We start from the raw sequence: 18,825 nt of genomic DNA on the forward strand, positions 1-18,825 counted from the left end.
TTTCCCAATCACATGAAAGTAAACGGATCAGTCGATAGTTTAGATGGTATGGCTTTAACATCCCATCCTTCTGCATCGGCCCATTCGTTGATCAAAGTCGCAACTTTGCCTTTCATAATCGACTCGATATGGTGGCCGGGATCAATCACGGGCAGGTCGGCGGCTAGCATATCGTGACCGGTATGGTAATACACATCGCCAGTGATAAAGACATCGGCGCCAGCTTGCTTGGCATCGTTGAAGGCATCACCGCCATCACCGCCGAGAATAGCCACTTTTTGAACTAGCCGGTCTAGATCGCGGGCAACCACGCGCAACCCTTTAACGTTATAGGCTGCTTTGACTTGTTCAACAAAAGCATCAAGGCGAATTTTGTCTGGTAACAAGCCAATTCGGCCCATGTTGGCGCCTTCACCTTCATTGATAAAAGGCACAACTTGACTTAATCCCAACGCTTCTGCCAGCCAGTCATTCATCCCGTCTTGGACGCGATCAAGGTTAGTATGCGCTGCATAGACCAGCAAGTCATCCTTTAGAATTTGGGCGTACATGGCATTCTGCGGAACCCGCAAATCCAAGTTATGCACTGGTCGAAACATCGCTGGATGATGAGAAAAGATCATATCAGCATGAATCGCCTCGGCTTCAGTGACCACTTCCGGCCGGACATCTAATGTTACGAGGACGGTTTTAACTGGTTTATCTGGGTTACCTAATTGCAGCCCGCTTGGATCGCGTTCCCATGCCAAACTTAGGGGGGCAAAGTCTTCAAATCGATTAATAATCTGTTTACCGCTCGTCATGTGCGTCTAATTCCTCCTTGATTAATGATAAAATTTTTTGTTGTTCGCGAATCTTTTCTAGCGGCACCATCTGTGCATCAGCCAAACCTTCAAGCACAGCCTCGGTTTTCTCAGCTTCGCGGTGCATTTTTTTCATAAAAGTTGGACTCTTTTGCCGCCGTAAAATCGGCCCGAAGCGTAAATCAGCTTCCGAATAAGGCACATCCGGGCGCGTTCGACCAGCTGCCATCAGTTCGTAAATATGACCTTCATCTTCGACAATGTCCTCGCCGATAATGCCATAACCATGCTGATCAAGCCATAAACGGACATCGTATTGGTGTCGATTAGGAGCCAGTACCAAGGTTTCGGTACCGTCTAGTTGTGGCTGGCCAGCTTCAAGAATATCCGTCATCAGCTGACCGCCCATTCCAGCAATGACAACCGTTGAAATGGCATCGTCAGGCATGATACTTGCCAAACCGTCAGCTTGACGGACGCTGATCTGCGCAGTTAACCCAGCATCCGCAACGTTTTGCTTGGCAATTGCGACCGGTCCCGCTCCAATATCACTGGCAATCGCAAAATTGATGCGTTGCTGCTGTACCAAGTAAATCGGCAAAAAAGCGTGATCTGTGCCGATATCCGCTACCCGTTCGCCTGCCTCAATAAAACTGCTAATGGCCTGAAGCCGTTTTGATAAATGAATATGATCCATGACTATACTTTCTCCTCATCTCGTTAACAGTTTTCATTATAACAAACTACGCCGAACAGTTAGTTAACTTTTCTGAAAAGCGGGTTACGTCCTCAGAAACATCAAAGATTTCCGGTATTCGAATCTGAATGAGGGCCTTCGCCACATGATGACGTACGAAAAAGCCGCCTACCTCACTAATGAGGCAGACGGCTTTATCAGCTAACAAACGTTCATTACTCAAGAAAATCCTTAAGTTGCTTGGAACGGCTTGGGTGGCGGAGCTTCCGCAATGCCTTAGCTTCGATTTGACGAATTCGCTCGCGGGTCACGCCAAAGACCTTGCCGACCTCTTCCAAGGTACGGGTCCGGCCATCATCGAGTCCAAAACGCAACCGCAAAACATTTTCTTCACGATCCGTTAAGGTATCCAGCACACTTTCCAACTGTTCTTTGAGCAGTTCATAGGAAGCATGGTCTTCAGGACTGGTGGCGTCTTGGTCTTCAATGAAGTCGCCAAGATGTGAATCATCCTCTTCACCAATTGGCGTTTCCAAGGAAACAGGTTCTTGCGCAATCTTCAGGATTTCGCGAACCTTTTCAGTTGGCATGTCCATTTCCGCGCCGATTTCTTCAGGCGTTGGTTCACGACCAAGGTCTTGAAGCAGTTGCCGTTGAATCCGAATCAATTTGTTAATGGTTTCAACCATATGCACTGGAATCCGAATTGTCCGGGCTTGGTCAGCGATGGCACGGGTAATAGCCTGCCGAATCCACCAGGTGGCATACGTTGAGAACTTAAAGCCTTTCCGGTAATCGAATTTCTCGACCGCCTTCATCAGCCCCATGTTCCCTTCCTGAATCAGATCCAGGAATTGCATGCCGCGACCAACATAACGCTTAGCGATGGAAACAACCAGTCGCAAGTTAGCTTCAGCCAAACGTTGCTTAGCTTCTTGATCACCTTGTTCAATCTTCAAGGCAAGGGCAACTTCTTCATCAGCTGTCAGCAAGGAAACTCGGCCGATTTCCTTCAGGTACATCCGCACAGGGTCATTGATTTTGACCCCTGAAGGTGCGGACATGTCACTCATTTCCTTCTTGGAAACCTTCTTTTGCTTCTTCAAGCTAATCGCTGCTGGCTCGCCATTTTCATCAACAATAGCAATCCCATTATCCTCGATCTTTTGCATCAGATCGTCAATGGCACCACTCTTGAGCTCAAACGGCTTAACCAACTTGTCGGTCAGGTCATCTTCAGTAATTTGTTTCTTCTTCTTGTAATCTTTAATCACGGCCTTGACAGCATCGTCGAATGCTTTCGTTGTCGTTTTGGTCGTGCGTTTGCTGCTAGCGGTAGTCTTCTTGACCGTAGTTTTCTTCGCGGTGGTCTTTTTTGCCGCCGCCTTGACAGCGGTTGTCTTAGCCGCAGTTTTTGCTGCTGGCTTAGCCGTTGTCTTCTTTGTGGTCTTGTCTACTTCAGTTGCTGTTTTTTTATCAGCCATTAAAGTTCCTCCCCTAGCCTTGTTGTTGTTTCAAAAGTTTCATGAGATTCACATACTGCACCGTTAGCTCGCCTAGTTTCTGCTTATCGCCAAGTCGCTGTGCCTCTGTGATGGCCTGCTTGATGGCCTGCAGCCGTTCGACAGTTGAAGCGGACGTAATCGTCTGAATCAACTCGTCAATCGTTGCCTCAGTCGCCTCAGGCAAAACCTGCATCGCCACCGAAGCCGCCACCCCGCTCAGATCCGGATCGACTCGATCCAGGAATCCAGCTAACTCGCCATCAGGCTGCTCATGGAGAAAATCTAGCCATCCGGTAAAGAGCGTCTGAAAATGTGGCACTGGAAATGTGAAAGCAGTATTTTTTAAACGCTGCATCACTAAATCATCGTGCCAAACATAATACAGTAATTGTCGTTGGGCTGCAGTGTAACGATCAATTGGCCGAACTGGTTGATTAACCGGCGCGGTTTGATAGCTCACAGGAGCCGACGACTGTTGTTGCACGGCTTGCTGCGGCGCTGGCAGGCTTTGATTCAGAGCGCTCTCAGGTACGCCAGTCGTGTCAGCTAACTGCTTCACATAAACTGCCCGCGCTACCGGATTCGAAATCTTACCGATGGTTTTTAAAGCCGCGTTCAGATACGTCAGTTTAGCCTGATCATTGTTCATGTCAACCCCGCGCGCTAAGAATTGCAGGATAAACGCGGTCGGCGTCAATACGGATTTGACTTGCGCTTGGAAGGCTTCGGCACCACGGGCACGAATGAACTCATCAGGATCCATCCCGTCCGGCAAAACGACCACATCCGTTTGTAATCGCGGATGATCAGCCAACATGGCAACCGCACGTTCAATCGCCTTTTGCCCTGGTTCATCACCATCGTAACACACGGTTAATCGCTTGCTTAAGTGGCTAATGATGTCAACCTGCTCAGTAGTTAAGCTTGTTCCCATGGAAGCAATCCCGGTTTTTACACCGGCTTGGTACGCAGCGATCACATCCATATAGCCTTCAAAAAGAATCGGGCCGCCATCACGGCCAAAATCGGCTTTGGCACGATGAAGATTAAATAGGACATCACGCTTGTTGAAAAGCTTGGTTTCGGGACTGTTCAAGTATTTAGCTTGGGTCTTGTCCTTGCTTAGAATCCGCCCGGAAAAACCAATCACTTGACCATGACTGTCCGTTAGCGGAAACATGACGCGATCGTTAAACCGATCGAACAATTTTCCTTCTTGATCCTCTACGAACAAACCGCTGGCACGCTGATCTTGATAGTCGACTTTGCGATTATTAAGAAACGCTACTAACAGATTACGTTCTTCAGGCGCATACCCCAGTTGAAAAGCTTCAATTGTGTCATCAGTTAAGCCACGTTTGTGCAAATAATCAAGTGCAGTCTGACCTTTCTCCGTATTCATCAAAATATGATGAAATAGATCGGCCGTGTCTTGCAAAATATGCTGTTGCTTGCTGATCTCTGGATCAACCGGTGCTGCATGACCCACCTGAACATCCAGTGGCATGCCAGCAAAATCCGCCACTTTTTTAACTGCCTCCGGGAAGGTGGCGTTATCATAGTCCATCACGAATTTAAAAACATTGCCGCCGCGGCCGCACGAAAAACAGTGAAAAATCTGCTTAGGTTCATTCACAGAAAATGATGGGGTGTGTTCTTCGTGAAAAGGACACAAGCCAAACAGATTCTGCCCGGTCTTGCGTAATTGCACATATTGGCCAATATAATCAGCAATATTGACAGCTTTAAGGACTTTGTCGACAGTAGCCTCAGGAATCATTCCGGCGATGTCAGCTCACTCCCTTTCATGACATGTGCCGCAGAGCTGTTTGACAGCCTGCAGACGCCCAACACACGTTACCCGAAATAGCGGTAAAAAGTCGCACTTCTGAGTTGAAATGCGACTTTTTGATAGTCTATCGGCATAATAATACAAAATACAGTATAGCCTGTTTAGGCTTGGAATGCAAGGCTACTTAACAATGACTTGACTCACATCGCCAAATTGCTTGATCAATGCGGCAAGTTGAAGCAAAGCTGCCAAGCGATTTTGGCGAATGGCTTGATCGTCGGCCATGACCATTGTGGCATCAAAGTACGCATTAATTGGATCTGCGAGTGCCTTAAGCGCCTGATAATCGGCTTCCGTCGGTTCATCATCAAACTTCTTGGCAGTCGCCACCGTTGCATCATACAACTGACCTTCGCTCGGATTCTCAAACTTCGCCGTATCCACATCGACTTTTACCTGCTGCTTCTTGGTAATCCGCAACACACGTCCAAGTGCTTCCATGACAGGTTTGAAATCAGTATCGTCCGCGTGCGCAGAAAGGATCTTGGCAGCATCCAAGATACCGGCAAGATCGGCATCAGCGCGAACTGTCACTGCATCCACAATGTCATGGCGGATCTTCTGACCTTGCAAGACTTGTTTGGCACGGTCAATCATGAATGCATTCAAATCCTGTTGATGCGCAGCAAAATCAAGATTATTGGTTTTTCCTGCTGCCTTCAAGGCATCAGCAATCGTCGTCTGCAGTTCAGCAACGGCAAATGGCCAATCATGTTTGGCGATCATTCGAACAATCCCGTAAGCTTGACGGCGCAGCGCATAAGGATCGTTTGAGCCACTTGGAATCAGATCAACCGCGAAGAAACTCATTAACGAATCGAATTTGTCTGCAATGGCAAGTACGGTGCCGACTAAGCTTTCTGGCAACGCCCCATCCGCAGAAATCGGCTCGTAATGCTCAGCAATAGCCTGGGCAACAGCTGGTTTCTCACCTGCCAATTGCGCATAATGTTCGCCCATAATACCTTGCAATTCTGGAAACTCACCAACCATTGAAGTGACAAGGTCGAATTTGTAAATCGAAGCTGCTCGGTCCAGATCAGCCTTATCAGTCGCAGATAAGCCAAAACGATCCGCCAACAAATCGGCGATAACCCTTGTTCGAGCCATTTTGTCGTACATGGAACTGATTTTATCGTGAAAACTAACAGCTTTCAAACGATCAACATCGTCAGCAATGCTACGCTTTTGATCTTCCGCATAGAAGAAAGCAGCATCTTCCAATCGCGCGGTCAATACCTTTTCATTGCCCGCAATCACATTGGCTAAATGATCAGCATTACCGTTACGAACACCAATAAACGCATTGACCATCTTTCCTGACGCATCCCGGGCATAGAAGTAACGTTGATTATCTTTCATTGAGGTGATCAGCACAGCTTCAGGAATTTTGAGATACTTTTCATCAAAATTACCAGCAAATGCAGTTGGCCATTCAACAAGATTATTGACCTCCTCCAGCAAGTCTGCATCCAGATCAATCTGCCATTGATGATCAGCGGCAATTTGGTGAATCTGATCGCTAATCAATTGCTTGCGCGCTGCCGGTTCAACAATCACAAATTGTGCTTTTAAGGCCGCAACATAGTCGGCCGCATTGCCGAGAGTCACTGGTCTGCCAAGGAAGCGATGCCCTTGAGTGGTTCTGCCAGCGTCAACATCCAGCAACTTCATCGGGACAATCGCATCATCCAGTAAGCTGACCAGCCAATGAATCGGCCGAATGTACTCGAAGTCATAAGCGCCCCACTTCATTCGGGTTGGGAAGGTCAGGCTTTTAATGACATCCAGCATACCTGGTAAAATAGCTGCTGCTGTTTTGCCCTTGATTGCCTTATGCAGATAAACGTAATCCACACCTTTGATCGTTTTAAAGACAATGTCATCAGGGGTCATGCCTTGGCCGCGAGAAAAGCCGATCGCCGCCTTGGTCCAGTTGCCATCTGCATCTTGCGCAATTTTCTTAGCTGGGCCTTTGACGTCTTCTTCGACGTCCTCTTGCTTGTCGGCGAGGTCGTGAATCAGCAATGCTAGGCGCCGCGGTGTTGCATACTGGTCAATCGCGCCATGATCGAGATGATTTTCTTTCAAAAAAGCGACGGTTTTATCGTGAAACTGTTGCAAACTCGGCGTCACCACATGCGCCGGCATGTCCTCAAGCCCGATTTCAATCAGATATTGATGCGTCATGTTATTCCACCTCCGTTTGATGTTGCAGTAATGGGAAGCCAAGCTTCTTGCGTTCAGCCACAAATGCCCGAGCAACTTTGTGAGCCATCTTGCGAATGCGGCTCATGTAACCGGCCCGCTCAGTAACCGAGACAGCTCCTCGGGCATCCAAAAGATTAAAGGTATGGCTGCATTTAAGAATGTAATCATAAGCTGGATGAACCAGACCGAGATCCATCAAACGCCAAGCTTCCTTTTCATAGGCGTCGAAGAACTTCAGCAGCATCTCTTGATTGCTGACTTCGAAAGCATACTTGCTGTGTTCGTATTCAGGTTCCTTGAAAATATCCCCATACAAAACACCGTCGCCCCATTCAAGATCAAAGACACTGTTCACATCTTGAATATAGGAGGCAAGTCGTTCGACCCCATAAGTGATTTCGCTGGTAACTGGCGATACTTCAAGTCCACCGACGACTTGGAAGTAGGTAAACTGACTGACTTCCATGCCGTCAAGCCAAACTTCCCAACCAACACCGGCACAGCCCATGGATGGATTTTCCCAGTTATCTTCAACAAACCGAATATCATGTTCCAATGGATTAATGCCGAGTGCAGCAAGCGAATCCAAGTAATATTCTTGAATATTTTCAGGAGATGGTTTCATAACGACTTGGAATTGATGATGCTGAAACAACCGGTTGGGGTTTTCGCCATATCGGCCGTCAGCTGGACGTCGAGACGGTTCAACATACGCAGCATTCCATGGTTCTGGTCCAATGGCGCGTAAGAAAGTGTACGGACTCATTGTCCCCGCCCCTTTTTCCACGTCGTAAGCTTGCATGAGCATACAGCCCTTGTCACCCCAAAATTTTTGGAGGGTTAGGATCATCGTTTGGATGTCCATTTTTTTTGTCATCATTGCCTCTTTCCCGGTGAATTGAAGTGGGATTGGCTTCGGGACACGAAAAAATCCCTACGCCAATTAATGGCGTAGGGACGCTTATGCGCGGTTCCACCCTACTTCAGATAGAAAAAACTACCTGCGGCTTCATCATTTGGTTCGAAAACGCCAATCACAACAACCGTTATCAGGCTTACACTTTCCCCGACTCGCTTCAATAGGTTTCGTTGCGACCCTTTTTCTCATCACCGATTCAATTTCCTTATTAGTATAGCATCGCGGAAAAACGTGTCAATAGATTTTCTGAAAGCACCTAATTGTAAGCAATTTTGCCATGTTTTCCCTCATGTTATCTCTCATGTTTTCCCTGTCGTCTGTACCCCTTTTTGCCAGTGGAGCTACAGCAGTTATTTTTTACCGGTTTTTAAATACCCTGCCAGCTTCTCTGCGGCCTCCACTTCTTGTTCCTGATGGACACGGGCATAGATTTGCAAGGTGATTCTGGGGTCGGTATGTCCGACCATCTTTTGGACCGTACTGACAGCGACACCGGCAATCAAAAGATTAGAGATATAGCTTTTACGAAACTTGTGCAACGATATAACCGGTGCCAAGTTGTTGTTACGAATAATGGTACTAAACCACATGCGCGGTTTGTCAACACGGAAACGGTTACCTGTCTTAGTAGTGAACAGAAGTTGGTGATGAGTTGAAAGCTTGACGTAGCCATATACATAGTCAGGTTGTTCAATTCGCCATCGCTTTAGCCAATTAATAGTTTCTGAATCAACTGGGACATCATGCCTACTTGCTCTGGTTTTTGGCGGATTAACAATCAGCTTCCCATGCACACCGAGTGAAACAGTTTTGTTGACACTAATTAGTCGCTTTTTGAAATCAATGTCTTCCCAATTCAAACGCCATAGCCTCGCCAATTCTTAAACCGGCATAAGCTAGGATACGAAACAGCACATACTTGTAAAGTTCCCTATCAGGGTTAATACAATTGAAAAACACTTCCAATTGACGTCTATCCCAGAAGTCGTTTGTGGAGCCAATCTTGTCTTGGACACGTGGTAAGATGATGCGTCTTGCAGGATTGTGTGGGATATAGTCCCTGAGTTCAGCATAGGTAAGTATTCGGTTGATATGAACAAAGGACCGTTTAAATGCCACTGGAGACTGTTTAAACCATCTATTCACCGCAGTTTGGACATCTTGTGGAGTGATCTTATCAATGTACATGTCGCCTAGATCAGGCAAAATATGGAGATTGAAGCAGTCACGAGTCTTGGACCATGCACTTTCCCTGACTGTGAGCTTGTATGATTTTAGCCATTCTTCATAGACATCTTTAAACTTTCGTGCAACTTTATCAGTTTTAGGTGCAACCGTGAGTTCACCATTCTGAACAGCTTTCTCCAAATCAGCCCTGCTTTAATAGCGTCTTGTCGTGTGAGCTTACCTCCTTTTACAACATACTTCTTATGTCCAGTCTTTGGATCAATTCCAACATAAACGGATACCTTCCACCGTCTTTTTCCACTATCAAGTTTGTAACTCCTGATTGAAGCCATAATTTTGTCCCTTCATCGCCAGCAGGCTATGTAGAGAGCTAACTATTTACGCTGATCCAGCATTGCTTTCGCTAAAGCTTTTAGCAAGGCCTTTTCAGCAGGCATAAGTGGTATTCCGTTCATTTTAACAAGCGTTTTGTCATCATCAAGATCAGCAGTCTGCGTACGTTCTGCTGGATTGATTGGAGTTATGCCATTGAAAGCAATTGCAATCTTATCAGATGCCTCTTGAGTGACATTTCGTGTTCCGGCTTCATATGAACTTATTAGAGACGCCGATAATCCGGTTACACGTGACAAGTCTACTTGAGATATTCGCCGCGCATTCCGTAGCTGCTTAATTTGTTCTCCAGATAAAAGCATTAGATCAATCTCCTTTCTTATAAAATTAAGAACACAGTGTTTACGTATTCACTAAAACAATTTATGATGATTCATGTAAAGATTATAGCACAGTGTAGTTAGCTTACACATTAAAAGAAGGTGCAAATTTGGTTGATATCTTTATTTGGCTTGTGTCTCATCAGATCACACTTGCGGCTTTATGTTTTGCAACTCTAGCAGGAATCTTTATTGGTGCTCTGATTCAATTTCTTGAAGACAATAAAAAACTACCCCGCACGCCAATGCGAAGTAGCAATCAAAACAGATACCCAAAACTGAATATCCGCAATAATCACCCACGCCAATGGGTCATTATACTGATTGTCTAGTCAAGACAAAATAAGTATATCATGATTGTTATGTTCGTGTCACAGCATACCTGCTCACGGTTGAAATAAAGTCAGGTGGTCAGCTGGAGCCGATGCTATAAAGTCCAGCCGGTAAGAAATCCCAGTCAGGTTCCCTATCGTCAAATCCTTGGTGTCTACGGCCTTCCGGACTTTAAATGGTAAATGGTAGGGGTGGAACGTCTTGACAGCTTTAACGAGCTGTGAGGTCATCCGGCCATGTGTATTAGAGGTGTTTTCAGGAGTTAGACCGCACAGTTAACAGCTAAATAAATCTCAAACTCATGCACATGGTACTCTGGGCAGGACTAGAGTGGTAACTGGATGCTGGTTATTAGCAACGTGATTATCATGGGTTAATAACTAGGCTGTGTATGCAATTGGTGGTGAAGAGCCACCCACAGTCACTTTTTTGTGGCAAGGGGGAACTATCAGCAATTACCTACTTCCACCCATGGATGCTACCAATGCTAACACAAAGCGCTTAAGGTGAAATATATATGAAACTATTTTCAACAATTTCCAAAGCTAACATAAAGTAATAAAATAAGAGCTAGCTTAGTGGACCAACAGAAGACACTAGAAAGTGGGTTAACAAGATGGGATTAATAAAGAATCTTGGGAAAATGGCCAGGCAGTCATTAGTAAGTGACGACACTGTACACGCAGTAATATCTCCAATTGTTCAGAAGACTACAGAAGCTGTAGAAAAGACCGTGGACAACAACGTTAAAGTCCCCAATGTATTAGGAATGCAGGCAAAGGAAGCAAAGGATGTATTAGAGTCGCTTGGCTTAAAAGTTTCTATTTTACAGCAACGAACACCAAACAAAAAATATGCACAATATGCACCTGGAGAAGTTGTTGAGATGGAGTATGACACACCAAGTTTAATTTTAAAAGGTGTTCACAAAGGTAGCTTAGTCAAGATTTACACCGCTGATGAGAGCGTACTTACTAAAAGTAGATCTTGGCGTTATAAGTTACTGAGTTAATTTGGCTCTGCGTCAACTGGTGTTGAAGAATAAATTTATCATTTGAGGCGGTTCTCCATTTGGGGAGCCGTCTTTGTCATGTTATGCCGTGATTTGGTAGATTCGTTTGAAGAAGTTCAGCTGATTCTTGAAGCCAAAACAGGATCGTTTGAGTGACTTGATGAGGCGGTTAACGCCTTCGATCGGACCGTTGGAATAAGGGCTGGTGACAGCGGCGAGAACAGCGATTTTGTGTCGCTTAAGCTTCGCGATCGTCATGTCCATTGCCGTACCGTTTGGCTCGTAAGTAGCTAACAGGTTTGCCAGCTCCGCGGGATGTTTCTTCACCATCAAAGCATCATGAAGCGCTAAGTAGGTCTCGTAGGTTTGCTTGAGCTTGGGCTCAGTATCAAGTGCGATATCGATGGCCTCCTGTTGCGTGATGTATTCATTCAAACCAAACAGGAACTGTTTGTGTTTAGCGTCAGGCGCAGTTTGATGAAAAAGCCGCCAGTTTGTCTTCATGATCTTATAAGGACGGCTGTGTTTGTCATCAAGCTGTTTGAGCGCTTGGACGCGTACCTGATCAAGGGCACGAGCCGCAAGTTGAATGATATGGAACCGATCAATGACGACTTGGGCCTTGGGGAAAACCTCATGAATAATCGTCTGATAAGCTGCATTCATGTCCATGGTGACCGTCTGGACCCGAGTGCGTTCAGCGAGTGAATAATGAGCGATGAAGAAGTTTTTAATCGTGCGGTTGAATCGGTCACCAAGCAAGGCAATCAGACGATGTGAATCGGCATCAAGACAGATAAACGACATCATGCCATGAGTGGAACGGAACTCATCAAAGCAGAGTCGCGTGGGTAGCCGGCGAGCCGGTCGGAGTTTGAGATTTTGGTCAATGATCCGTTGAACCGAGGAGGCTGAGATTCCGATAATACGGGCGATGGTTTTGACTGGCAACCGTTCATGCGCTAACTTCATGATTCGTTCTGTCATGTGAGCGGCGATCGTGTGGTTGGGTTGCACGAGTGGCGTCTTGGCACTGACTGTGTGGTAACAGTTATGACAGCGCCATCGTTGCTTGTGCAAGTCAATGACTGTCGGCATTTCAACCCCGTTGAGGACGCGCACGTGGGCCGTGTAAAACCCGTTAGGGTGCAAGGCCTCAAAGCCACACAGTGGGCACCGGGTTAACCGGTAAGTCAGCTCGGCATCAATCACATGATACTGGCGGCGACGTACCCCGTTGCCGCGATATTCATGACGAACAAAGGCTACTTTGATATTATGGTCTGGTATTCCAAGGACGGACAGTGTAGGATCGTATTGGGACATTTACTCATAACCTCGCTTGCTTTTGGTTTCGACGCTAACAAGCATAGCATGGACACTGAGTAGGTGTCTTTTTGCGTTATCCAAAAAGGGCCTACACGTTCAGTGTTGATTATTTCTCAACACCAGAAAGTGTAGACCCATTGAAAAAGTGTCTACCAGGATTATGGGTCCTTCAAAATGGAAAAGGGTTACACGTGCTTACTCTATTCATCAGTTTTTACAAGTGTGTACCCATGTTTATAGCAGTTTATAGCAATTTCAAAACGGAAATAAGGGTTAGAAGATTGACCACGACTTTTGAACATTTGAGCATTGTGCCCTTTACTGTCTCCTCTTTAAAACACAAATTATGCCCCGTCTATTCCGTTTTAGATGCATGATGCACAAAATGCATCGATGCCAACTTGTCTTAGAGAGCCAATGTAAGCCTTCTATGGGTATCCTATAGTGTCTGGTTCAAATCACAATGGTGCCCACTTCCCAATCAGGTGGAACAGGTGGACAATCTTATGATGCTCATGTAATACCATATAACGCCTTATGGACGAATGGGTATGAATTACACACGCCCGAGATGATAAAATAGCTTAGAGAGCCAATATGAGTCTTCTATGGGTACAGCAATGAATTGACTAATAACAAATGGAAATGAATAAGCACACCATGGTCACATGATGCACCCCTTTTAAAGCTCCTTTAATTCTACTTAGCTGCTGTGAGACACACTTTAGAAGCACCTGACGTATCTTTACCCAATCAGGCACAATCACACCATCACACCAAGCAACTAGGAGAACGCCTTAGATGGCAAATGAGAAACAAATAGGACGTGTGCAGCACTTAGGTAGCTGGTTGTTAGATTAGTAGCAAGGCACAAAAGGAAGTGTTGCCTAATGGATGAAGATACTGTTTTTTAAAGTTTTATTTTTTGTTTTCTTTGATTGTTCCGACTTCTACGAGTTTCACATTGTCTGATGATTCCTTATCAGGTTGAAGAAACGAAGTGAACTTACGCTTGACTTCTAGTGTTTTCTTGAATATCCCAGATACTTTGTATACGGACATTGAAAGCTCTGGATAAAACGCATCCGGATCATCCATAGCTTGCGCTAGTTGCAATCCATAGGGGCATTCTATAATGCTACCATTATCACGATTTGTCCAGACTCCTGCTACATGCAGCTTTTCAGACAGTTCCCCGCTATCATTCATTTTTTCTTCGTCTTTCCTAGATGCAAGTATATAAAGACACCCAAAATTGTCTTGCCGCGAGCCAAATGCTATGTAGCCAATAGACATGTGATTTGCAGTTCCAACTCCACCAGCAGATTGAACTTCAAATATCTTGCCAGGGACAACATATGATGGATTGTCTCCAGCACTTTTTACCCAAAGCAACCCCATAATTACAGCTATACCAATAATGAATAAAAACTTGTTTCTAGATTTACGCTGTGGTACCTGCCTGTTACGTTCTCTCATTATTAAGAACTCCCAAAAAGATGCGACCTTTTTACTAATCTCAGTTTAACCAGTGATCCGGTTGGCCCGTTGCAGGGTTCGCTGGTGAAAATACCCGGCCATTGTAATGGACAATTACATCTGCATATGTCATTTTGGGTCCAACCTGCCATCCATCGTCTACAGGTGTTGCCCTAAGAGCGTTAACTGTTGTGTTGAGAAAAGGTGCGGCTATTTGCATGGCTTGCTCAGCACTATTAACAATGCGCACTGATTCACTGCTTGCCTGAGATTGCTGAGTAGTCGGTTGTGTGGAAGCTTGGCTTGTCTGTTGACTAGTTTCGCTGTCGGGTGCACTTGTAGCAGCTTGACTTTGTGTGTTGACGGCAGATTCAGATGGTTTCTGAGTTGTAGCCTTGTTTTGGACGATCAGTGAGGCCACCTTAAGGTTATCTGTTGTAGCACCAGCAGTCTTATCCGCCCCATAGCTATAAGCCAATAAGAAATCTCGGCTTAAGTAGCAAAACTCGCCAACACCATTAAAGTTGGCCGCAGTCGCTGAATCAAACAACCCTGTAACTGTCTTCGTTCGCATTGGTGCAATAGTAAGATCACCATGCTTCACTGATTTGATGGGTGTCCCAGTATTACTTGTGCTTAAAATAAACTTACTAAGGTCAAACTTGAGCTGGCTTTTAGTGCCATTTCTGACCTTCATATCAACGATGTACTTTCCGCCGTCTTGGGAGTCATCTGCAACAGCTTTAAAAGTAAAGAACACCATTGACTGCTCCTTTTTATCTAGCTGATGATAGTACTTGCTAGCAATCTCAACGGAGCTAGTTGACTCGGGCTTGTCAGTCGCGGATGGTGACCCACATCCCGCCATAGTAAGCGCAAGCAAACCGAAGATTACCATTTTCTTTAACATTTGTACCCTCCATAAGATTTGATGAATAAATAGATCAACAACAGTATAGCTCTCACTATTGACCACCAGCAATTTCTTTCTGGCAATTATCCATGGCACAAAAATAGCCCTACCACATTAGGTAAGGCTAGCATGCCTGCTGGTGTTATTTTATTTTCCCAAATTATATGTGATCTCATGTTATCTAGATGCTAAATAAAATGTTGAAAACAGCCATGAAACAAGCTACTTTTTCGACTATTTGAAACACCCCTCAGGACCCTAAGCCAGTAAATTCAACAATGAAAACATAGATAAATAACTAGATGCGCGGTTCCACCCTACTTCAGATAGAAAAAACTACCTGCGGCTTCATCATTTGGTTCGAAAACGCCAATCACAACAACCGTTATCAGGCTTACACTTTCCCCGACTCGCTTCAAAAGGTTTCGTTGCGACCCTTTTTCTCATCACCGATTCAATTTCCTTATTAGTATTGCATCGCGAAAAAACCTGTCAAGCAGAGTGTGAGTAGGCGAGCTGCGCCTGCGAACACGTTTTTGAAGCAACTGCAGACATTGCCATTTCTCGTTCTATTCTCGGTGGGCAGTCCCCGATACTCCGAGTTGGCTCCGCGGCGATTCGGGGTGGCGACCGCGCAGCTAGAGTGGTGGGCACGACTGAGCCCATCGCCGCTCCGCCAACTCTCTGCTTTCTATTTTCAGATTGAAATACTGATAATCGTGGGCTATTGGTTAAACCAACAAACAATCATTTACAAAAGTTCCTTAAGTGCCAGAAACTTCATCGATCCGCTCCTTGCTATTCTTCCACAATTCTTCAGGTGTATAGGTGTCCTTGTCGAAGAGTGTCAAGGTGCCGTCTTCGGCAATTTGCGGATTTGCCCCAAACCATTCCCATGTTGGGGCAATTATCAAATTGACGCGCTTGCCTTTGCCTCGCGTCGGGGACCAAGCATCCAGGTAGTCTTTGATGAAATGTGAACGCATATAACGAGTCTGGCCGTTATCAAACTCAATGGCCAATATATTGGCGGCCAGCCAGACTTTGACGGCTTTTGGTGTTATTTCTGACATAACGCACCCTTCTTTACGTAATGCAAAACCCAACGACCATTTATTGCATTAAAAAAACGCTTACTACATGATAGTATACCACCGTAGACCAACAAGTGATCGTGCATTTGTCTTTGTCCAAAAAAGGAAGCCAATTCCCGTTGGCTTCCTTTATCAGAAGATTGCTAATTAATGCACCCCAGAAACTTCATAAATCTGCGACTTGCTATTGCCCCAAAGTTCTTCTGGCGTGTACCGATCGGTTTCAAAGATTGTCAAGCTACCATCAGCGGCAATGACTGGATTGGCACCAAACCAAGCCCATGTTGGGTCAACTATCAATAGTCTACGTCTTTTCTTGCCTTTTGGTAATGACCAAGCAGAGATATATTGATCAATAAAATGTGATCGCATATACCGTGTTTGCCCATTATCAAATTCAATTGCCAATAAATTCGCTGCTACCCATACTTTCACAGCTTTCGGTAAGGTTCTTGCCATGACGCCCGCTCCTCTCAACAAACCAAAAAATGCTATGATCTAGTCAACTGTTTACGAGTTGAATATACCATAGCCGGCGAAGATAGTTAATAGTTTCTATAAGAAATTAAGAAATATGGAATAAATAAGTATCGTTATTCCATCTAAAAGCGACATATTACGATAATTAAATTAATTCAGTGTTTGTTTCGGAGAGTTATCCAGTCAAAAATATGTTGATAGTAAATAATTATGCCACTGATATCAGCCATCATTCCGAGTCATCAGGCAGGCGATCCTGCCATTGATGCATCTGATCCAAAAAACGTTTGGCTTTCGGGGTCACACCGACCATATCAGTGTAGATAACATCCAAAATTCGTCGTAATTCTGCTTTGGTATCAGGTTTGACGTTGATGCGCTCCACTTTGTTGAGATCAAGCGTGCTAAAGCGTCGCAGGTAAAAAATCGCCCGCGGACTAGCATGAAGTCGATGCGGATCTTTATCCCAGTGATTTTGGCACAGCAAACCGCCATAACTTTCGGAAAAATCAAGCGGCAAATCGGCGCGACCGTCAATCACACAACCGCGCCAGTTAGGCTCAACGCCATATTCTTTAAGCATCTGGACTTCAATCACGTTGGCGATAATCTGTGGATCGAGGCCAGAATCAATGAGATACAAGGCTTGTTTGATTTGGTTAAACCAGAATCCGACTGGCCGCCCATCTGGAAAAGCAAGATCGATTAATCCAAAAATATAGGCTGCATAAGCATTTAAGGTGATGTCATCAGAAATTTGCCGATATTGAGTCGCATTTTTGATGGCAGACAAATAAGATAGACCGGATTCACGAACTTCACCAATATAATCAGCGTGAGTAAACGGTAAAATACCAGCACCTAAAGTAAAACCGGGCTTACGGGCCCGGTTCAAAAGAAACATTTTTTTGCCGAATCGATCGGTCAAAATTTTGACAAGCATATCAGATTCGCGATAGTTCTGGCGGGACATAACCAGTCCCTCAAATGTTTCAGTCTGCCTAACCATTATCGAAGATCCTTCGTGTTGTACCCTAACGACTTCAGATAAGCATTATTATCACGCCAATTTTTCTGGACGCGAACCCATAACTTCAGGTTCACCTTGTCGCCCAACAGGTTTTCGATGTCACGTCGGGCGCGAATGCCGATCTGCTTAAGCATCTGCCCACCGCGGCCAATAATGATGCCTTTTTGACTATCGCGTTCAACGATAATATACGCCTCGATCTGCAATTTACCGCCTTCCCGATCTTTCATGCGCTCAACTTGAACGGCAACAGCGTGCGGCACTTCATCGCGAGTTAATTCGAGAATTTTTTCGCGGATAAGTTCACCGACAACAAAATACTCAGGATGATCGGTGAGCTGATCTTCGGGGTAGTATTGCGGACCGACTGGCAATGCATCGGTCAATGCCGTCAATAGCTCGTCGACATTGTTTCCCATCGTTGCACTAATCGGAAAAACTTGGGCAAACGCATAGTCATGCTGGTAGCTTTCAATCAACGGCAATAAATCGTCAGGTTTTACTAGATCAATTTTATTAATGATCAAATAAACCGGCTTTTTCACTTCCGCCAGTTGGCGCATGATATAGCCATCACCAGGGCCTTTTTCCTCATCCGCTTCGACCATGAACAAGATGGCATCAACTTGATTCAAAGTTGACAATGCCGCTTTATCCATATAGGTATCCAGCTCATTTTTCGGCTTATGAATACCTGGTGTGTCGACAAATACGATCTGCGCGTCAGGAGTCGTGTAGATACCGTTTATTTTGTTACGGGTCGTCTGAGCCTTTGGCGACATAATGGCGATTTTTTCACCTAAAATACGGTTCATAAACGTTGACTTGCCGACGTTGGGCCGACCGATAATCGCAACAAAACCAGAATGATGTTCACTCAAGCGTTAAGATCTCCTTTCGAAAACGCACCTGGCAGTAAAGCCTGTGGCGTCGTTTGAACTGACTGTCCGGCAACGTTGGCAAGCGTGATGACAGCATTAGGGCCAAAGAATTCGCTAATGACTTGGCGGCAAGCGCCACAAGGGGCCACTGGTCCCTTGGTATCTGCAATCACCAGCAATTCATCCAGCTTCGAATAGCCCGCGCTGACTGCCGCAAAAATAGCACTGCGTTCAGCACAGTTACTAAGACCGTAACTAGCATTTTCGACATTTGCCCCTGAAAAAATGCGATCACCGACACGGACAGCCGCGCCGACAGCAAAATGAGAATACGGAACATAGGCATTTTCTCGAGCCGCTAAAGCAGCTGTACGCAAAACTGACAA

General features: G+C 45.4%; 20 protein-coding genes. 2 read left to right on the forward strand and 18 right to left on the reverse strand.

All coding sequences use genetic code 11. From position 1 onward, the window contains the following. Positions 1-8: 8 nt before the first annotated feature. From LBPC_RS07395 to LBPC_RS07430, 10 genes are all read right to left on the reverse strand, one after another. Positions 9-803 (reverse strand): Nif3-like dinuclear metal center hexameric protein, encoded by a 795-nt coding sequence (locus LBPC_RS07395; RefSeq protein ID WP_003660853.1) that lies wholly within the window; start codon positions 801-803, stop codon positions 9-11. Continuing rightward, positions 790-1,500, reverse strand: coding sequence for a tRNA (adenine(22)-N(1))-methyltransferase (locus LBPC_RS07400; RefSeq protein ID WP_003594563.1), 711 nt, complete (start codon positions 1,498-1,500; stop codon positions 790-792). The genes LBPC_RS07395 and LBPC_RS07400 overlap by 14 nt, the downstream gene beginning before the upstream one ends. A 215-nt stretch (positions 1,501-1,715) precedes the next feature. Continuing rightward, positions 1,716-2,984: an RNA polymerase sigma factor RpoD gene (gene rpoD / locus LBPC_RS07405; RefSeq protein ID WP_003565648.1), complete on the reverse strand. Its 1,269-nt coding sequence runs from the start codon at positions 2,982-2,984 to the stop codon at positions 1,716-1,718. A 13-nt stretch (positions 2,985-2,997) separates the two neighbouring features. Next, positions 2,998-4,785, reverse strand: a complete 1,788-nt coding sequence (dnaG, locus tag LBPC_RS07410) for a DNA primase (RefSeq protein WP_003660849.1) — start codon at positions 4,783-4,785, stop codon at positions 2,998-3,000. A gap of 192 nt (positions 4,786-4,977) precedes the next feature. Beyond that, positions 4,978-7,047, reverse strand: coding sequence for a glycine--tRNA ligase subunit beta (gene glyS / locus LBPC_RS07415; RefSeq protein ID WP_003660846.1), 2,070 nt, complete (start codon positions 7,045-7,047; stop codon positions 4,978-4,980). 1 nt (position 7,048) lies between these two features. After that, positions 7,049-7,945 (reverse strand): glycine--tRNA ligase subunit alpha, encoded by an 897-nt coding sequence (gene glyQ / locus LBPC_RS07420; protein WP_003579243.1) that lies wholly within the window; start codon positions 7,943-7,945, stop codon positions 7,049-7,051. A 392-nt stretch (positions 7,946-8,337) separates the two neighbouring features. Then, on the reverse strand, positions 8,338-8,847 hold the full coding sequence (locus LBPC_RS17245; RefSeq protein WP_003660842.1) for a site-specific integrase: 510 nt from the start codon (positions 8,845-8,847) through the stop codon (positions 8,338-8,340). Then, on the reverse strand, positions 8,828-9,355 hold the full coding sequence (locus LBPC_RS17250; RefSeq protein ID WP_003660840.1) for a phage integrase: 528 nt from the start codon (positions 9,353-9,355) through the stop codon (positions 8,828-8,830). The genes LBPC_RS17245 and LBPC_RS17250 overlap by 20 nt, the downstream gene beginning before the upstream one ends. After that, positions 9,262-9,507 carry an Arm DNA-binding domain-containing protein gene (locus tag LBPC_RS17255; RefSeq protein ID WP_225358342.1) on the reverse strand — a complete coding sequence of 82 codons (246 nt, stop codon included), beginning with the start codon at positions 9,505-9,507 and terminating at the stop codon, positions 9,262-9,264. The genes LBPC_RS17250 and LBPC_RS17255 overlap by 94 nt, the downstream gene beginning before the upstream one ends. Before the next feature lie 42 nt (positions 9,508-9,549). After that, positions 9,550-9,870 carry a helix-turn-helix domain-containing protein gene (locus LBPC_RS07430; RefSeq protein ID WP_003660838.1) on the reverse strand — a complete coding sequence of 107 codons (321 nt, stop codon included), beginning with the start codon at positions 9,868-9,870 and terminating at the stop codon, positions 9,550-9,552. A 128-nt stretch (positions 9,871-9,998) separates the two neighbouring features. On the opposite strand from LBPC_RS07430, the gene LBPC_RS15500 reads away from it, so the two are divergent. After that, the gene (locus LBPC_RS15500; protein ID WP_162259785.1) at positions 9,999-10,220 is read left to right on the forward strand and encodes a hypothetical protein; all 222 of its coding nucleotides are present in this window, start codon (positions 9,999-10,001) and stop codon (positions 10,218-10,220) included. A gap of 617 nt (positions 10,221-10,837) precedes the next feature. Beyond that, positions 10,838-11,233, forward strand: coding sequence for a PASTA domain-containing protein (locus LBPC_RS07435; protein WP_003660836.1), 396 nt, complete (start codon positions 10,838-10,840; stop codon positions 11,231-11,233). Between the two features lie 81 nt (positions 11,234-11,314). Here the strand turns inward: LBPC_RS07435 and LBPC_RS07440 are convergent, their stop codons facing one another. From LBPC_RS07440 to LBPC_RS07475, 8 genes are all read right to left on the reverse strand, one after another. Further along, a complete protein-coding gene (locus tag LBPC_RS07440; RefSeq protein WP_041091502.1) occupies positions 11,315-12,559 on the reverse strand; it encodes an ISL3 family transposase in 1,245 nt (414 codons plus the stop codon). Between the two features lie 921 nt (positions 12,560-13,480). Then, positions 13,481-14,041 carry a hypothetical protein gene (locus LBPC_RS07445; RefSeq protein ID WP_003660832.1) on the reverse strand — a complete coding sequence of 187 codons (561 nt, stop codon included), beginning with the start codon at positions 14,039-14,041 and terminating at the stop codon, positions 13,481-13,483. Positions 14,042-14,081: 40 nt separating this feature from the next. After that, a complete protein-coding gene (locus tag LBPC_RS07450) occupies positions 14,082-14,951 on the reverse strand; it encodes a hypothetical protein (RefSeq protein WP_011674525.1) in 870 nt (289 codons plus the stop codon). A gap of 767 nt (positions 14,952-15,718) precedes the next feature. Then, a complete protein-coding gene (locus tag LBPC_RS07455; RefSeq protein ID WP_003590883.1) occupies positions 15,719-16,027 on the reverse strand; it encodes a hypothetical protein in 309 nt (102 codons plus the stop codon). 168 nt (positions 16,028-16,195) lie between these two features. Next, a complete protein-coding gene (locus LBPC_RS07460) occupies positions 16,196-16,507 on the reverse strand; it encodes a hypothetical protein (protein WP_003575189.1) in 312 nt (103 codons plus the stop codon). Between the two features lie 250 nt (positions 16,508-16,757). Continuing rightward, positions 16,758-17,537, reverse strand: a complete 780-nt coding sequence (recO, locus tag LBPC_RS07465) for a DNA repair protein RecO (protein ID WP_003660829.1) — start codon at positions 17,535-17,537, stop codon at positions 16,758-16,760. Further along, positions 17,537-18,439 carry a GTPase Era gene (gene era / locus LBPC_RS07470; protein WP_003565663.1) on the reverse strand — a complete coding sequence of 301 codons (903 nt, stop codon included), beginning with the start codon at positions 18,437-18,439 and terminating at the stop codon, positions 17,537-17,539. The genes recO and era overlap by 1 nt, the downstream gene beginning before the upstream one ends. After that, positions 18,436-18,825: a cytidine deaminase gene (locus LBPC_RS07475; RefSeq protein ID WP_003570376.1), complete on the reverse strand. Its 390-nt coding sequence runs from the start codon at positions 18,823-18,825 to the stop codon at positions 18,436-18,438. Before LBPC_RS07475 ends, era begins: the two co-directional genes overlap by 4 nt.

This window comes from Lacticaseibacillus paracasei subsp. paracasei, from assembly GCF_000829035.1.
GTDB classification, from domain to species: Bacteria; Bacillota; Bacilli; order Lactobacillales; family Lactobacillaceae; genus Lacticaseibacillus; species Lacticaseibacillus paracasei.

Bases quoted from the DNA above. Each gene is read 5' to 3' on its own strand.
- recO (WP_003660829.1), bottom strand. From the start codon at position 17,537: ATGGTTAGGCAGACTGAAACATTTGAGGGACTGGTTATGTCCCGCCAG.
- LBPC_RS07400 (WP_003594563.1), bottom strand. From the start codon at position 1,500: ATGGATCATATTCATTTATCAAAACGGCTTCAGGCCATTAGCAGTTTT.
- LBPC_RS07460 (WP_003575189.1), bottom strand. From the start codon at position 16,507: ATGGCAAGAACCTTACCGAAAGCTGTGAAAGTATGGGTAGCAGCGAAT.
- glyS (WP_003660846.1), bottom strand. From the start codon at position 7,047: ATGACGCATCAATATCTGATTGAAATCGGGCTTGAGGACATGCCGGCG.
- LBPC_RS07445 (WP_003660832.1), bottom strand. From the start codon at position 14,041: ATGAGAGAACGTAACAGGCAGGTACCACAGCGTAAATCTAGAAACAAG.
- glyQ (WP_003579243.1), bottom strand. From the start codon at position 7,945: ATGACAAAAAAAATGGACATCCAAACGATGATCCTAACCCTCCAAAAA.
- LBPC_RS07430 (WP_003660838.1), bottom strand. From the start codon at position 9,870: ATGCTTTTATCTGGAGAACAAATTAAGCAGCTACGGAATGCGCGGCGA.
- LBPC_RS07450 (WP_011674525.1), bottom strand. From the start codon at position 14,951: ATGTTAAAGAAAATGGTAATCTTCGGTTTGCTTGCGCTTACTATGGCG.
- dnaG (WP_003660849.1), bottom strand. From the start codon at position 4,785: ATGATTCCTGAGGCTACTGTCGACAAAGTCCTTAAAGCTGTCAATATT.
- LBPC_RS07395 (WP_003660853.1), bottom strand. From the start codon at position 803: ATGACGAGCGGTAAACAGATTATTAATCGATTTGAAGACTTTGCCCCC.
- rpoD (WP_003565648.1), bottom strand. From the start codon at position 2,984: ATGGCTGATAAAAAAACAGCAACTGAAGTAGACAAGACCACAAAGAAG.
- LBPC_RS07435 (WP_003660836.1), top strand. From the start codon at position 10,838: ATGGGATTAATAAAGAATCTTGGGAAAATGGCCAGGCAGTCATTAGTA.
- LBPC_RS07440 (WP_041091502.1), bottom strand. From the start codon at position 12,559: ATGTCCCAATACGATCCTACACTGTCCGTCCTTGGAATACCAGACCAT.
- LBPC_RS17255 (WP_225358342.1), bottom strand. From the start codon at position 9,507: ATGGCTTCAATCAGGAGTTACAAACTTGATAGTGGAAAAAGACGGTGG.
- LBPC_RS07455 (WP_003590883.1), bottom strand. From the start codon at position 16,027: ATGTCAGAAATAACACCAAAAGCCGTCAAAGTCTGGCTGGCCGCCAAT.